This is a genomic window from Rhizobium sp. CNPSo 3670, assembly GCF_057784555.1.
On sequence record NZ_JBXSOL010000007.1, the window covers coordinates 97754 to 112997 of the forward strand.

The following is a 15244-nucleotide window of genomic DNA, read 5'->3' on the forward strand; positions in this document are numbered from 1 at the left end:
CGTCATTTTGAGACGGAAGATTGCCAGAAAAACCCAAGCAGCGAAATAAAATTACGCAACGAAGCCTGATTATTTTTATTAATTGCGTACTTCAATTTTCGTGATGTGTCAGCGCCGCCAACCTTGATCCCGTGAAGCTTTGGCGTAAGGTCCGCTGCGAACCTCCCAGCTCCTTCCACTCCCCAGGTCTCCGCTATGTTCTTTGCTTCCGATAATTGGGCCGGCGCCCACCGATCCATTGCCGAACGCCTGCTGAGGGAATCGGCCGGATTTGCTCCGGCCTATGGCGCCGGCGACCTCGACAAAAAGGTCGAGGCTCGTTTCTCCCAGATCTTCGAACGTGAGGTTTCCGTTTTCTTCGTCGCCACCGGCACGGCCGCCAACTCCCTGGCGCTGGCGAGCGTTCAGCGTCCCGGCGGGATTACCTTCTGCCATTCGGAAGCGCACGTGATCGAGGATGAATGCGGCGCGCCGGAATTCTTCTCCGGCTCCGCCCGCCTCGTGGCCGTCGACGGTGAAGCCGGCAAGATTGATCCGGCGAAGCTTTCGGCAAAGATCGCCCACTTCCCCGAGGACGCCCTCCGTCAGGGCCGGGCCAGTGCTGTGACCATTACCCAGGCGACCGAGATCGGCACCGTCTATTCCCTGCCGGAGATCGGCGAGATTGCCGCAATATCGAGGAAGCGCAACCTGCCGCTCCACATGGATGGCGCCCGCTTCGCCAATGCGCTGATCGCGCTCGGCGCCGCGCCGGCGGAGATGACCTGGAAACGCGGCGTCGACATGCTGTCCTTCGGCGGTACCAAGAACGGCTGCTGGTGCGCGGAAGCGATCATCTTCTTCAATCCGGATCAGGCAAAGGAAATGCCCTTCATTCGCAAGCGCGCCGCCCAGCTTTTCTCCAAGTCGCGTTTCATTGCTGCCCAGTTCGACGCCTATTTCGAAAACGGTCTCTGGCTCGATCTCGCCCGCCATTCGAACGCCGCTGCCGACCGGTTGCGCGCCGGAATTGCCGCCAGCAGCGCCGGGCGCCTCGCCTGGCCGACCGCTTCCAACGAGGTCTTTGCCGTCATCAGCAAGAGTGCTGCAAGAACCGCAGAGGAAAAAGGCGCGAAATTCTACGAATGGCCTGTGCCTGCGGCAACCTCGGAACTCGTTTCCGAAAGCGAAACCCTGATCCGCCTTGTCACCAGCTTCGCAACCACAGAAGCCGACGTGGATGGTTTCCTGAGGTGTCTGGCTGCCTGAGCGCCGATCGGTAGGGCTTGCCGACCGGTGACGGCGACGGGTCATGCGGACCTCAGCCCCCTTACTTTTTGCAGAATATCGTCGGACAGCGCCGCGACCAGCACCTGATCCGCGCCCTTGCGCGGCACCAAGACGAATTCCACGTCCTCGAGCACCGGCAGTTTCCCCGCGGCGATCTCTTTCAGTCCGGCGGGAGCCATACTGCGCGGCTGCACCAGCACACCCATTCCCGCCCGCGCTGCTGCCGTCAGCCCGCTCAGGCTGCCGCAAGTGCAGACGATTCGCCACGGCACGCCATTGCGCCCGAGCGCTTCCAGGGCGATCGCCCGCGTGACGCTCGGTGGCGGAAATGCGATCAGCGGCAGCGGGCCGGAGGCGAGTACTCGTTCAGGATCGCGCGCCAGCCAGACGAGCGGCTCGCGATAGACCAGCTTTCCGCGCCCATCGCCAAGTCGGCGCTTGGCAAGCACCAGATCGATTTCGCCATTGTCCTGCATTTCGTAAAGAACGCCGGAGAGCGCCACGGTCAGCTCCAGGTCCACAGACGGATGCAACCGAACGAAATCCTCCAGCACCGCAGGTAGCTGGCTGGTGACGAAATCCTCCGACACGCCCAGCCGGAGGCTGCCGCGCAGGCTGGTGCTCTTGAACAGCGCCTGCACTTGCCCCTCGATCGAAAGCATGGCGCGCGCACGCGAAAGCAGCGCCTCGCCATCACCGGTGAGCATCACCTTGTGCGTGTCGCGCGCGAGCAGCTTGCGTCCGAGTGCCGCCTCCAGCCGCTGGATATGCTGGCTGACCGTCGATTGCCCGAGGCCCAGCCTTTCCGCGGCAAGGGTGAAGCTGCCCATCTGTTCGACGGCGACGAAACTGCGCAACTGCGAGAGGTCGAGCATAGGAAATCCAGAATCTCAATAACTGTTATTTCTTGCATCCTGGATCATAATGGAGGACAGAACAATGGTTACTTTATTGCTGCGAGACCGCGATGCGCCGCTTTCTGCCCGATACATTCACGATCCTGCTCGTCTGCGCCGTCATCCTCGCCTCCCTTTTTCCGGCGAGCGGCAGTTTTGCGGATTATTTCGGCATCGCCACCGATCTTGCCATCGCGGCGCTGTTTTTCCTGCACGGCGCGCGCCTTTCCCGTGACGTCGTCATCGCTGGTCTGCTGCACTGGCGGCTGCATCTGATCATCCTGCTGACGACCTTCGGCATCTTCCCACTGCTCGGGCTTGGGCTCGGCTTCATCCCCGACACGATCCTGCCACGGCCGCTTTATCTCGGCATTCTCTTCCTCTGCGTGCTACCGTCGACGGTGCAGTCGTCGATCGCCTTCACCTCGATGGCGGGCGGCAACGTGCCCGCCGCGATCTGCTCGGCCTCGGCCTCGAACATTTTTGGCATGTTCCTGACGCCGCTGCTGGTCGGCCTGCTCTTTTCCGTCGGCGGCCATGGCGGCTTCTCCTTCGATGCGCTTCAGCAGATCCTGCTGCAGTTGCTTGCCCCCTTTATCGCTGGCCAGATCCTGCAGCCCTGGATCGGCGATTGGATTCGCGCCAAGAAGAAGATCCTGATGCCGGTCGACCGCGGCTCGATCCTGATGGTGGTCTATCTTGCCTTCTCGACGGCGGTCGTCGAAGGACTGTGGCACACTTTCTCGATTGCCGACATCGCCGTCGTCGTCGTCGCCGACGTCGTGCTTCTGGCCTTTGTCCTTGTTTTGACGATGTTCGGTAGCCGCTGGCTGGGCTTCGACAAGGCCGACGAGATCACCATCACCTTCTGCGGCTCGAAGAAGAGCCTGGCAAGCGGCGTGCCGATGGCAAACGTCATCTTCGCCGGCCAGTCGATTGGCGCGATCGTGCTTCCCTTGATGCTCTTCCACCAGATCCAGCTGATGGTCTGCGCCGTCATCGCCCAGAAATATGCCGCCGCAGCAGCCCGGCGCGTAACGGAACAGCAGATGAAGGATGCCGCAAGCCCGGCCTGAACAATAAGATGAACGGCAACAAAAAAGGCGCCCCGATCGGGGCGCCGTCCGGTGTCCCAGAGGGCCAGCTGTTAACCGTTAATGACCTGCGCCTCGATCGCCTTCGGAGCCTCGACCGGCTCGGCGGCAATCGCGATCTTGCGGGGCTTCATGGCCTCGGGAATGTTGCGCAGAAGGTCGATGTGAAGCAGGCCGTTCTTCAGCGAAGCGGCTGACACCTCGACATGATCGGCGAGCTGGAAGCGGCGCTCGAAGGCGCGCTTGGCAATGCCGCGATAGAGGAATTCGCCGCCTTCGGCGGTTTCCTCGTTCTTTTCACCCTTCACGGACAGCACATGGGCATGAGCTTCGATCGAAAGCTCGGTCTCGTCGAAACCGGCGACCGCCATGGTGATGCGATAGGTGTTTTCACCGGTGCGCTCGATATTATAGGGCGGATAGGTCTGCGCCTGCTCCGGCTGAGCAAGGCTGTCGAGCATGGTGAAGAGCCGGTCGAAACCGACTGTCGAACGATAGAGGGGAGAGAAGTCTACGTGACGCATGATGTCCTCCTAGGGAAGCGACGTGTTGCGGTAAATGCCCCTGAAACCCCATCTTGGCAGTCTCGGGACGGTTGCGCGGGCCCTTTTGGCACCCGCAGAATGGAGATGGTGATGCGATTCGAGGAGTTCAAGACCTTTTCGAAATCACCTCGACCAGCCGTGAACCCCGCGTGAACGGCCGGTTCGGAAGGCGTTCAGACATGCCTGTGTAGAAATGACGATGTCGGGTGACACTGGCCCCGATGGCTGAAGTGCATCGTCCCTTCTTCTTCAGTCTAAACTTGGGCCGGCCGCGAGCGCCCTCGCGCTCCCGCCGGCCCTTTTCCCCTGCTTTCCAAGCCGGGCGCCATGCGCTATCCGTGATAGGGAAGCATTCAGCAGCGGCGCATTGGTAAGTCATGGATCAGGTTCTCTATTCGACGCCCGATAATCCCGCCCCGGAAAACCGCACCGAAGGGTTCTTTGAAACCCATGACGGCCACCGGTTGCGTTACGCCGTTTTCCGCTCCGGTGGCCAGGTCGCCAAGGGCACGGTCGTCATCATCCATGGCCGCAACGAATATATCGAAAAATATTTCGAGACGATCCGCGACCTGACAGGCAAGGGCCTCTGGGTCGCGACCTTCGACCTTCGTGGCCAGGGTGGTTCGTCGCGGCTCCTGACGCGCCGCAATCACGGCCATATCCGCCGCTTTTCCGATTACGAGCGCGACCTCGACACCTTCCTCGAAAAGATAGTGCTGCCGGATACCCGCCTGCCCTTCTACCTGCTCGGTCATTCCACCGGCGGACTGATCGCGCTATCGGCCGCCCCCTATCTCACCACCCGCATCGATCGCATGGTGCTATCGGCTCCCTTTATCGGCCTGACCGGCCAGTCGGCCTCGCCCCGCGTCATCCGCGCCCTCGCCGGCGCGCTGACCGCCAGCGGCCTCGGCTTCATGCCGCTGACCTCGAAGCTGAAGGAGCCCGATTTCCGCGACAATCCGTTGACCTCGGACGAAACACGCTTCGAGCGCAATGTTGCGATGATGAAGGCTCATCCGGAACTGACGCTCGGGCCGCCGACGGCCCGCTGGCTGACCGAAGCCTTCCGGACCATGGACCGGGTCACCTCGCCCAACCATCTCTTCTCGATCACCATCCCGACCATCGTCATCGCCCCGACACGAGACGGCGTCGTGCCCTACACGGCGCAGGAGCGGCTCTCGCGTTATTTCCGCGCCGGCCAGCTGGTGCCGATCAACGGCGCCCGCCATGAGATCTTCCAGGAACGGGATATCTATCGCGCCGCGGCGCTGGCCGCCTTCCACGCCTTCATTCCCGGCAGCGATGCCGAAGAAAACCGTGATGTCGCCGCCCTCGGCACATAAGCCGGGGCAACCTAGCTGACTGGCATCGGCCTTTCCGACCCGGGGCATCGGCTTTGCCGAGCCCGGCTTCAGCGCTGCAGGATGGCGATTGCCTGCTCATAGACCGCGCGGCTGCCCGCGGCGATGATCGAGCCGCCATTTTCCGGCCGTCCGCCGTCCCAGGTGGTGATGATGCCGCCCGCCCCCTCGATGACCGGAATAATGCCGCCGACGTCATAGGGCTTCAGCCCGTTTTCGATGACGAGATCGATATGACCGGCGGCAAGCAGCGCATAGGCATAACAGTCGCATCCATAGCGGAAGAGCCGCACCTGCGCCTCGATCTCCCGGTATTTCTCCATCTCGCCGCCGGTGAAGAGATGTGGCGAGGTCGTGAACAGGATGGCGCTCGAAAGTGCCTCGCACTGGCGGGTCACCAGCCGTCGCTCACCCTCTGGCCCGATATAGATCGAGCCGTTCTCGTCGGCAAAATAACGTTCGCCGGTAAAGGGCTGCTCGATCATGCCCATGATCGCCCGGCCTTGCCTCTGCAGACCGATCAGCGTTCCCCAGACCGGCACGCCCGATATGAAGGCGCGCGTGCCGTCGATCGGATCGATCACCCAGACATAGTCCCGGTCGAGCCCGACATCGCCATGCTCCTCGCCGAGAATGCCGTGGTCGGGGAAATTCTCCTCGATCAGCGCCCGGATTGCGAGCTCGGCCGCCCGATCGCCTTCCGTCACCGGATCGAAGCCGGAAGAAAGCTTGTTCGTGACATCGAGGCCGGAGCGGAAGCGCGGCAGCGTCTCGGCGCGGGCGACCTCCGCCAGACGATTGAAGAATGAACGGTCAGGAAGCATGGTGACACCGTTTGGCTGGCGGGAATGCGCTTTCATAGCGAAAACGAGCGGGAATGCAAACGACGAGGGCAACTTCGGGCGGATTGCCCAAAGATATCGCAGCGCAATATATTGCTTGACATTTGTGCAACGCAATAGTAGCGTCGTCATTACAGTCTTCTGACTGTAAATACCCTCCTTGGGTGTTTCCTCCCTAGACTTAGCCGCGCTGACAAGCGCGGTTTTTTTTGGCCTGGGGAGGCAAGCCGAGATCAGGAAATTGCAGGTTTACTCGGCGGCCAACGCCCGATCGCCGGCGAATTTTTCGACATGATCCGCCATCTGCCGCATGAAGGCCGCGACGGCGTCGGCCACCGCGGCGAAATCCTCGCGCTTCTCCAGCGTCACCTCGTCGACATAGATCGCCCGGTTCACTTCGATCTGCAGCGCGTGCAGACCGCGCGAGGGACGGCCGTAATGTTCGGTGATGAAGCCGCCGGCGTAAGGCTTGTTACGGATCGCAGCAAAGCCCATTTCCTCGAGGATGGCGATGGCGGCGCGCGAAAGTTCGGCCGAAGCGCTGGTGCCGTAGCGATCGCCGATGATGAAATCGGGCCGCCCGGTGCAGCCCGCGACCCGAACATTGCCGGGCATCGAGTGGCAGTCGATCAGAACGCCGAAGCCGAACTGCACATGGGTGCGGGCGATCAGCCGTCGCAGCGCCGCGTGGTAAGGCTTGTAGACTGCCTCGACCCGATCGAGCCCCTCCTGCACCGGCAGCCGCCGTGCATAGATCTCCATGTTCTCGGCAACGATGCGCGGAATGGTTCCAAGCCCGCCGGCGACCCTCAGCGAATTGACATTGGCATAGGGCGGCAGCAGCCCGTCGAACATCCTTGGATCAAGCTCGTAGGGCTCACGATTGACGTCGAGATAGGCCCGCGGAAAATTGGCGGCGAGCAGTGGCGCGCCGAGTTCGACGGCCGAGCCGAACAGCTCGTCGACGTAATGGTCCTCGGAACGGCGGATCGCTATGCCTTCCAGCCTCGACTGCGCGATGAATTCCGGTGGATAAACGCGGCCACTATGGGGGGAGTTGTAGACGAAAGGGATGGTCTGCGACACGGGCTCATGAACCTCAAAAAGCTCGTATTCGCGGATTTCCGGCACTTCTGGCCCTCTTTACCATGTCATGAACTGACTGCTTCGCCCATGTTGCCAGTTGCCCGGCCGCAAGTCCATACTATGTAGGAGGGATGGCGGTCGCGCATAGGCAATTCACCGGTTGTTTACCGGACAAAGACTAGTGTAAACGGCTGGCAGCCCACCCAAAACCTATTGATTAGCGGTCTGGATTGATGACTCAGAAGATACTTCTCGCCGAAGACGACAATGACATGCGCCGTTTCCTGGTGAAAGCGCTGGAAAAGGCCGGCTACAAGGTCCTTTCTTACGACAACGGCGCCAGCGCCTATGACCGCCTGCGCGAGGAGCCGTTCTCTCTGCTCCTGACCGATATCGTCATGCCCGAAATGGATGGCATCGAGCTGGCTCGCCGCGCCACCGAACTCGACCCCGACCTGAAGGTGATGTTCATCACCGGATTTGCCGCCGTGGCGCTGAACCCCGATTCGAAGGCGCCGAAGGATGCCAAGGTCCTTTCCAAGCCTTTCCACCTGCGCGATCTCGTCGATGAGGTCAATAAAATGCTTGCCGCGTAAGGCTTGTCGGGCGGCGCGTCACAAAACTGAAAAAAGCCTATTGACGGCTCCAAAGGTTTTGTGATCTATGCGCCGCCATCGGATGGGCGTGTAGCTCAGCGGGAGAGCACTACGTTGACATCGTAGGGGTCACAGGTTCAATCCCTGTCACGCCCACCATCCTAATTCGCTGAAAAGCAAAGGCCTTTCGAGAAATCGAGAGGCCTTTTTTGCATAGTGGCCCGCAGGTTCGATAGACCTGCCAATAGGAGTTCTCACCGTGGCGCAGGTCATTAAACGACGCAAAACTCTCGTCGTGTCCAACGACAAGATTTCGCTGGCAAAAGGTGTCAGCCTTCCCCAGGGACGCTACCCCGTCACTGCCGAATATGTCGTATCTCACCTGCGAGGAAGGCCGGTCGAGCAGGCTGGCCGGGTAATACTCCATCTGACACGGCAGAACCTCCTGGACTACGGCGTTGATCTGTCCGGCAGCGCGATGTTGGGCAGCGACATCGACGTGAGCGGCAATGTGGCGCGCAAGGAAGCTATTCTGGAGTGATTTGCAGAGCATGGATGGTTGACCACTGTCCTTGCCCCACAGGGCTGCATGCAGATGGCGGCCGCGGCGCGCCCTCATATGAGGACGCGCTCATTCGAGCAATAATTGCATACAATTGCTGAGTGCTCAGCCACTCGTTGTTCGCAATCCAAAAGTATGATTTTTGTGACAAACAGATGACGAGTTTGTGACAAAAAGCGTGTTATTTCAGCAACATAGCTGTGAAGCCTGTTGTCATGATCGATAATCACATTGCAGCGCAACAACCCCTATGTAACTTCCGCGGCGAGGCAGACACCTTGCCAAAAAGGTGCCGCTTCGATCACACGGGGTGAAGACATGTAGGGACTGCCGATGGCAACGGTCTTCATCCTTCTGCATCTGAACTGGAGGTTATTTCATGAACATCAAGAGCCTTCTTCTCGGCTCCGCTGCTGCCCTCGCAGCAGTATCCGGCGCTCAGGCCGCCGACGCTATCGTTGCTGCCGAGCCGGAACCGGTTGAATACGTCCGCGTCTGCGACGCTTACGGCACCGGCTACTTCTTTATCCCGGGCACCGAAACCTGCCTGAAGATCAACGGTTACATCCGTTTCCAGGTGGACGTTGCTCCGAACGCCAGCTCGATCGGCGCCGGCGGCGGCGGTTCTGTCGCCAACGACTCGGATTGGGACGCCCGTACGCGAGGCCAGGTTCAATTCACGGCCAAGAGCGACACCGAATATGGTCCGCTGACCGGCGTCATCGTCATGCAGTTCAACGCTGACAACGCTTCGGCCCAGAAGGCCCAGCTCGACTCCGCTTACATCGACATCGCCGGCTTCCGCGCTGGTCTGTTCTACAGCTGGTGGGACGACGGCCTCTCCGGCGAAACCGACGATATCGGCTCTCCGGTCACGCTGCACAACTCGCTCCGCTATCAGTACGAAACCGACGCCTTCTACGCCGGCATCAGCGTCGACGAGCTGGAAGACAGCCCGTTCTACAACGGCGAAACCGCTAACAACGTCGGCGTTGCAGTCGGTCTCGGCGGCAAGGCCGGTATCTTCAGCTACCAGATCACTGCCGGTTACGACACCGACAACGAAGAAGGCGCCGTCCGCGCCATGGGTACGGTTGCTGTTGGTCCGGGCACGCTCGGCCTCGCAGTTGTCTACGCATCCAACCCGAACGCCTACTACAACAAGGCTGAATGGGCGATCGCTGCCGAATACGCCATCAAGGCGACTGACAAGCTGAAGATCACCCCGGCTGTTCAGTATTACGACAACTACGGCGTCACCGCCGGCGAGTTCAACGACGACGTCAGCGCCTGGAAGGCCGGCGTCACGATCGATTACCAGATCGTCGACAACTTCTCGGCAAAGGTTTCTGTTCAGTACCTCGATCCGGACAATGCCGACGACGTGACCTCGGGCTACTTCCGCCTGCAGCGCGCGTTCTAATCAAGGCTGCCGGTCCGACCGGCAGCTATTCATTCCTGATCCGACTGACCTCCGATCGGGAAAGAATGGGCCTGGACTTCCCTGCCTGGGCCCATTCCCCTTGAGCAGACGTGCATCCAAAGCGGCAGGCGCTCGACCAGCGCCGCCATTATAGAGCCGTGCGTCCTATCGGACGCAAAAGGATGCTCTAAGCACGGCCGGCCGCCAGTACTATCTTTGTGCTGCAGCGGTAGCGGAACCAAATCCGGACACAGAGCCATGCTAGGATGAAGCGGTGATTCGCCTCGCCAGGACATGGGATTTGAGATCGAAATGAAATTATCCGCGCTTGTCGCCGCCGGCCTTGTTGCCGCGGTCCTCGCCTTGCCAGCCGCTGCTGCGCCCGCCTCCCCGCCAGAGACATTTCCCGGCGCCCCCGGCGTCATTACGCTTTCCGGCAAATGCGCCAAACTGGTTGTCGCCAAGTTCGACGCCACGAAGGGCTGCAAAAACGAGCTTGCCAGCGTCACCCTGGCCAACGGCTCGGTGACCTTCATCTTCACTTCAGATGGAAAGGCGCTCGGTTTCCAGGGCGATGGCAGCGGCATCAAGCCGGCCTCCAACGGCAATGCTCGCCTGCCGCTGAGCCTCGTCACGACGGGCGTCGGCAACAAGATGACCGGCCAGGTCAAGGTCGCCGGTTTCTGCACCTTCGGCAATCCCTACGCCGGCAAGCCGATCGCGATCGAATGTACCGCCGAAAGCAAGGACTCCTCCTTCACCGGCAGCTTCCGTACCGGCGGCAAGCTGGTGAAAAAGGGAAAATAGCTGCCGTCAGGCGGCACACCACGCGCCGCCGGCAGCCCCCGGCTTGCGCGCCAGCCCTTCCTTGATCAGCTGTGCGCCAAAAGAGCGTCCGTCGCGCGAGACGATCCGCGGCGCGCCTGGGGACTCCGTCTTTCCGGCCGCATCGATGGTGAACGGGCCGGCGTTCAGAAGCGCCAGCAGGCGCAGCTTCGCGGCAAAGGCCACCCTGCGTTCGTCATCGCAGCGCGCCTGGTCGGCCACCGGGCTTGCCATATCGGCAATGACGATCTTTTCGCCCTTGTACCAGAAAACGCCGCCGTCGCCGACGCAATTGATGTGCGCGCCCTGCCCGCAATAGCCGAAGGCGCCCGTCGCCGTCTGCTGAGCTCCGGGAGAGGCCGGGGCCGGCACCGCCTTGATCGGCTGGATGGCCGGCGTCGGGATTGCGGCCGGCGGCAGCGGCGGCGCCTGTAGCGTCGTCGGCGCGGCTCTCGGCGTCGGTGCGGCAAGCGCCACCTGCTTCGGCGGCACATCCTTCCTGGCGACAGGTCTCGGCTCCGCCATTTCGCGTACGATCGGCGTCGACTGCCGTTCAAGCAGCGGCTGAAGGCTCTTCCAATTGTCGTGAGCCACGATGCCGCCGACCGCGGCAATGGCGATCACCGCCCAGGGCAGCAATCCGCCACTGCTGCGTGCTCTGCTCTTTCCTCTCGCCGGCGCCTTGCGGCGGCCGCGTGTCGCTGTCTTGGCCATCTTTCCGAATCCCGTGAGGCCGGGATTATCGCTGCCCAATCCTTTCCGAAAGGTTGGCGAGGGCCGTTATCTTTGACGCGGGCCGATGCGCTAGACGACAAAACGCCCGGCATCGCCGGGCGCCTATCTCCAGAGGTTTGTCTTTCGCCTAGTCCGGACGTTGAGCTGAAGACTCGTTTTTTCCGGCCGATGCGGCGCCGCTGATGGGGGAACCGATCGGCTGTTTGCGTTTACCGATCTCGATGCGGTTGTCCGCCCCCTCGCGGATGGCCTGCCATTCATTTTCGTGCCGGATAACAATATCCCGGGGCACAAAGTTCATTGTCATGTGCTTCTCACCCTGTGTTTCAAATCAACTGTCAGCGCGCCGAAAAGCCCTCGGAGCCGCTATTTCTTCGTTCTCGTATGAGCTTTGATGTCGGGGCCTCCTTTGGAGAGGTCCGCACCGCTCACATGTGCCGGCACGTGAATGTCGTGATAGACGCCGGGCGTCAGCGTCAGATCGACGTGATGCGGCGGCAGCACCTGTGCCTTCTGCATGCGGTTCGGCTTTGCCCGCTTCATGCGGTCGGATGCCTCTGTGCGTTTGTCGGGAATATGGGTCGAAGTGTGCATCATCGGCGTCCTTTTCAGCTCAACCAGGGTTTAACGAGGGGAGGCGCGGATGGTTCCCGAAATTATGCGGTTTTCCGTGGGGCGTTTGGCCTTGACTGGTTTGGGAAGTAGATTACCTAAGGCCCATCCCGCAGCCTTCCAGACATCGGCTACGGGAAACATTGGTGCCGGGCCCCTCTGGCGAGAGTTTTTACGGCGCTCTCGTGATGTCGGTACCGCCTGCAACTCAGCCGGCGGATTTTTCATCGATGAAAAAGCTCACCATGCCTCGTCAGCATGCCCGTTGTGGCATGCGGCGTTTTGACAAAATCTCCACCCTCTCCAACAAGCTGTGCGGCCGCGAGGTGCGGCCATGAACCAGCCCCAGACCACTAAATCCTCGCTCGGCTATTTCCGCTGGGCGTTCATCGTCACGGCTCTCGGCCTTGTTCTCGGCGCCGTGCTTGGTTGGCAGACGACCGGCACGACCGGCGGCATGGCGACCGTCTTCTTCATCTGCACCGTGCTTGCGGTGCTGGAGATCTCGCTCTCCTTCGATAATGCCATCGTCAATGCCAACAAGCTGAAGGAGATGACGCCGGTCTGGCAGAAACGATTCCTCACCTGGGGCATCATCATTGCCGTCTTCGGAATGCGCATCGTCTTTCCGTTGGCGATCGTCGCGATCGCGGCACGGATCGGCCCCTGGGACGCTCTGGTGCTCGCCGCCCGCGAGCCCGAGGAATATGCTCGCATCATGAACGATGCGCATCTGCCGATCGCAGCCTTCGGCGGCACCTTCCTGATGATGGTCGGCCTCAGCTATTTCTTCGACCATGAGAAGACGATCCATTGGCTTCGCGGCCTTGAAAAGGTGATGGCGCGCTCGGCCACAATCAGGGGCATCGAGATCGCTTTCGTGCTGGCGCTGATGCTTGTCTTCTCCTGGCTGATCGGCGGCGAGGAAGCCAGCATCTTCGTCCATTGCGCCATCTACGGCCTGCTCACCTTCCTAGCCGTCGAGGTCGTCGGCGAACTGCTCGATGCGTCGCAGCAGACGATGAGCGCTGCCGCCAAGGGCGGCCTCGGCGCCTTCATCTATCTGGAGGTACTGGATGCCAGCTTCTCCTTCGACGGCGTCATCGGCGCCTTCGCCTTGACGCAGAACCTCTTCGTCATCGCAATCGGCCTCGGCATCGGCGCCATGTATGTGCGCTCGATGACCATCATGCTGGTCGAGAAGGGTACGCTTGCCGAATACCGCTACCTCGAACATGGCGCCTTCTACGCCATCCTAATCCTCGCAGTGATCATGTATGCGCAAACCTTGGTGCATATTCCCGAAGTGATCACCGGTCTCGGCGGCGCGGCACTGATCGGCCTGTCGCTCTGGTCGTCCATTCGCTACAACAGGCGCGAGCGGGCAGAAGATCACGCCGGCCGGCGGGAGGAACTGCACGTCTGACGTGGCAGACAATTACGGGTCGCAACGCGCCTCAGCGTTGCGGCTACTCCGACATAAATAAAGCCCGCGACCATCCGGTTGCGGGCTGTTTCATTCCTGCATGCCTTGAGCGCTTAGCGGATGACCTGAGCGAACGAAGCCGGATCAATGCCAAGCTCCTTGAGGTCGCGGGCGCGCGGACGACGGCCGGCTTCGACAGCGGCGCTGACGGCGTTGGCGGCGCTCAGCGCAGCAAATGCACGGCCCAGGAAGCCGGCGTGGACTGAATTGCGGATGGCGGACATTGTCCTGTTCCTCTTGCTTTATGATTGACCACTCATAGATGGCGGTGCGCTGTCACATCTACAATGCACGGAAAATCACCGCAGCCATGCAAAAAGAAGAGGCCGGCGCATGGTACCATGGCCGGCCTCCAGGCAGGGGTAAGGTTGTCTTTTTCTTCTAGTCTTCGTTTGCCGCCAGCTGCGACAGCACCTGGCCCCGACCGCGGATGCGCAGGATCAGCGGGATCAGGAAGGCAGCCGCCGCAACGATGAGAAGGCCTGCCGCGATCGGTGACGTCACCAGCGTCGTCACGTCGCCCTGGCTGATCGCCAGCGCGCGGCGCAGCTGCTGCTCGGCCAGCGGCCCGAGGATGAGGCCGACGACGGCAGGCGCGATCGGATAGCCGAAGAGCCGCATCACATAACCGAGCAGGCCGAAGGCGAGCAGCATGCCGAGCTCGAACACGGAAGGGTTGGCGCCGATGGTTCCGAGCGTCGCAAACAGCAGGATGCCGGCATAGAGCCATGGCTTCGGAATGGTCAGCAGCCGCACCCAGAGCCCGATCATCGGCAGGTTGAGGACGAGCAGCATTGCATTGGCGATGAGCAGGCTGGCGATCAGTCCCCAGACGAGCTGCGGATTGGTGGCAAACAGGAGCGGCCCCGGCTGCAGCCCGTATTGCTGGAAGCCGGCGAGCATGATCGCCGCCGTCGCCGTCGTCGGCAGGCCTAGGGTCAGGAGAGGCACCAGCGTGCCGGCGGCTGACGCATTATTCGCCGCCTCCGGTCCGGCCACGCCTTCGATCGCGCCATGGCCGAATTCTTCCGGGTTCTTCGCCAGCCGCTTTTCGGTCGAGTAGGACAGGAAGGTACCGATTTCAGCGCCGCCCGCCGGCATCGCGCCGATCGGGAAACCGATCAGCGTGCCGCGAAGCCAGGGCTTCCAGGAGCGCGACCAGTCCTGTGCATTCATCCAGAGCGAACCCTTGACCGCCTCCACCTGCTCCGCGACCCGGTTGCCCTGCGCTGCTATATAGAGCGTCTCGCCGATCGCGAACATCGCCACCGCAAGCGTCGTCACTTCGACGCCGTCGAGCAGGTCGGGGATGCCGAAGGAAAGCCTGGCCTGCCCCGTCTGCTGGTCGATGCCGACCATCGCGAGCGCGAAACCGATGAACAGCGCGGTCAGGCCTCGAAGCGCCGAATCTCCGAAGGCCGAGGAGACGGTGACGAAGGCGAGCACCATCAGCGCGAAATATTCGCGCGGCCCAAAGACCAGCGCCAGCTTGACGATGTAGGGCGCGATGAAGGCGAGCCCGAGCGTGGCGATGAGGCCGGCGACGAAGGAGCCGATCGCTGCCGTCGCCAATGCGGGTCCGCCGCGCCCGGCCCGCGCCATCTTGTTGCCTTCGAGCGCGGTGACGATCGATGCGCTTTCACCCGGCGTGTTGAGCAGGATCGACGTCGTCGAACCGCCATACATGCCGCCGTAATAGATGCCGGCGAACATGATCAGCGAGCCGCCCGGATCGAGCTTGTAGGTGGCCGGCAGCAGCAGCGCCACAGTGAGCGCCGGGCCAATGCCGGGCAACACGCCGACGGCCGTGCCGAGCGTCACGCCGACCAGCGCATAAACCAGGTTCATCGGCTGCATCGCAACCAGGATACCCTGCCATAGGAATTCGAATGTGCTCATCTTG

The 15244-nt window shown here is 61.5% G+C and carries 17 protein-coding genes and 1 tRNA gene; 9 read left to right on the forward strand and 9 right to left on the reverse strand.

From position 1 onward, the window contains the following. The first annotated feature begins 195 nt into the window (after positions 1 to 195). The gene (locus AC13QO_RS09320; protein ID WP_285192555.1) at positions 196 to 1248 is read left to right on the forward strand and encodes a threonine aldolase family protein; all 1053 of its coding nucleotides are present in this window, start codon (positions 196 to 198) and stop codon (positions 1246 to 1248) included. 41 nt (positions 1249 to 1289) lie between these two features. Here the strand turns inward: AC13QO_RS09320 and AC13QO_RS09325 are convergent, their stop codons facing one another. Next, positions 1290 to 2144, reverse strand: coding sequence for a LysR substrate-binding domain-containing protein (locus AC13QO_RS09325; protein ID WP_097597251.1), 855 nt, complete (start codon positions 2142 to 2144; stop codon positions 1290 to 1292). A 92-nt stretch (positions 2145 to 2236) separates the two neighbouring features. On the opposite strand from AC13QO_RS09325, the gene AC13QO_RS09330 reads away from it, so the two are divergent. Then, positions 2237 to 3241, forward strand: coding sequence for a bile acid:sodium symporter family protein (locus tag AC13QO_RS09330; protein ID WP_285192554.1), 1005 nt, complete (start codon positions 2237 to 2239; stop codon positions 3239 to 3241). 71 nt (positions 3242 to 3312) lie between these two features. On the opposite strand, the gene AC13QO_RS09335 is transcribed toward AC13QO_RS09330, so the two are convergent. After that, positions 3313 to 3783, reverse strand: a complete 471-nt coding sequence (locus tag AC13QO_RS09335) for an Hsp20 family protein (RefSeq protein WP_097597249.1) — start codon at positions 3781 to 3783, stop codon at positions 3313 to 3315. Between the two features lie 398 nt (positions 3784 to 4181). On the opposite strand from AC13QO_RS09335, the gene AC13QO_RS09340 reads away from it, so the two are divergent. Further along, entirely contained in the window at positions 4182 to 5156 is a 975-nt protein-coding gene (locus AC13QO_RS09340; protein WP_285192553.1) for an alpha/beta fold hydrolase, read from the forward strand. A 68-nt stretch (positions 5157 to 5224) separates the two neighbouring features. Here AC13QO_RS09340 and hisN read toward each other — a convergent pair whose 3' ends face one another. Next, positions 5225 to 5998, reverse strand: a complete 774-nt coding sequence (gene hisN / locus AC13QO_RS09345) for a histidinol-phosphatase (RefSeq protein WP_085780191.1) — start codon at positions 5996 to 5998, stop codon at positions 5225 to 5227. Positions 5999 to 6265: 267 nt separating this feature from the next. Beyond that, entirely contained in the window at positions 6266 to 7147 is an 882-nt protein-coding gene (locus tag AC13QO_RS09350) for an N-formylglutamate amidohydrolase (protein WP_085779417.1), read from the reverse strand. Positions 7148 to 7335: 188 nt separating this feature from the next. Between AC13QO_RS09350 and cpdR1 the strand changes: the two genes are divergently transcribed. The 5 genes from cpdR1 to AC13QO_RS09375 all read left to right on the forward strand — a co-directional run bounded on the left by cpdR1 (position 7336) and on the right by AC13QO_RS09375 (position 10490). Next, positions 7336 to 7698, forward strand: coding sequence for a response regulator CpdR1 (gene cpdR1 / locus AC13QO_RS09355; RefSeq protein ID WP_003542883.1), 363 nt, complete (start codon positions 7336 to 7338; stop codon positions 7696 to 7698). 84 nt (positions 7699 to 7782) lie between these two features. Beyond that, positions 7783 to 7857, forward strand: a tRNA-Val gene (locus AC13QO_RS09360). Positions 7858 to 7957: 100 nt separating this feature from the next. Continuing rightward, entirely contained in the window at positions 7958 to 8239 is a 282-nt protein-coding gene (locus tag AC13QO_RS09365; protein WP_085779454.1) for a hypothetical protein, read from the forward strand. A 400-nt stretch (positions 8240 to 8639) separates the two neighbouring features. Further along, entirely contained in the window at positions 8640 to 9683 is a 1044-nt protein-coding gene (locus AC13QO_RS09370; protein WP_285192548.1) for a porin, read from the forward strand. 312 nt (positions 9684 to 9995) lie between these two features. Continuing rightward, complete coding sequence (locus AC13QO_RS09375; RefSeq protein WP_183698729.1) at positions 9996 to 10490, forward strand: hypothetical protein; 495 nt, start codon at positions 9996 to 9998, stop codon at positions 10488 to 10490. Between the two features lie 6 nt (positions 10491 to 10496). Here AC13QO_RS09375 and AC13QO_RS09380 read toward each other — a convergent pair whose 3' ends face one another. The 3 genes from AC13QO_RS09380 to AC13QO_RS09390 form a co-directional block, all read right to left on the reverse strand. Beyond that, positions 10497 to 11222 (reverse strand): hypothetical protein, encoded by a 726-nt coding sequence (locus AC13QO_RS09380; RefSeq protein WP_488540510.1) that lies wholly within the window; start codon positions 11220 to 11222, stop codon positions 10497 to 10499. Between the two features lie 148 nt (positions 11223 to 11370). Next, the gene (locus AC13QO_RS09385; protein WP_085779457.1) at positions 11371 to 11550 is read right to left on the reverse strand and encodes a hypothetical protein; all 180 of its coding nucleotides are present in this window, start codon (positions 11548 to 11550) and stop codon (positions 11371 to 11373) included. Between the two features lie 59 nt (positions 11551 to 11609). Continuing rightward, on the reverse strand, positions 11610 to 11840 hold the full coding sequence (locus AC13QO_RS09390; protein WP_285192546.1) for a hypothetical protein: 231 nt from the start codon (positions 11838 to 11840) through the stop codon (positions 11610 to 11612). A gap of 349 nt (positions 11841 to 12189) precedes the next feature. On the opposite strand from AC13QO_RS09390, the gene AC13QO_RS09395 reads away from it, so the two are divergent. Further along, the gene (locus AC13QO_RS09395) at positions 12190 to 13281 is read left to right on the forward strand and encodes a DUF475 domain-containing protein (RefSeq protein ID WP_285192545.1); all 1092 of its coding nucleotides are present in this window, start codon (positions 12190 to 12192) and stop codon (positions 13279 to 13281) included. A 113-nt stretch (positions 13282 to 13394) separates the two neighbouring features. On the opposite strand, the gene AC13QO_RS09400 is transcribed toward AC13QO_RS09395, so the two are convergent. Together AC13QO_RS09400 and AC13QO_RS09405 are read right to left on the reverse strand one after the other, a co-directional pair. After that, positions 13395 to 13565, reverse strand: coding sequence for a hypothetical protein (locus AC13QO_RS09400; protein WP_097597244.1), 171 nt, complete (start codon positions 13563 to 13565; stop codon positions 13395 to 13397). Positions 13566 to 13722: 157 nt separating this feature from the next. Beyond that, positions 13723 to 15240, reverse strand: coding sequence for a tripartite tricarboxylate transporter permease (locus AC13QO_RS09405; RefSeq protein WP_488540511.1), 1518 nt, complete (start codon positions 15238 to 15240; stop codon positions 13723 to 13725). Positions 15241 to 15244: the final 4 nt, after the last annotated feature.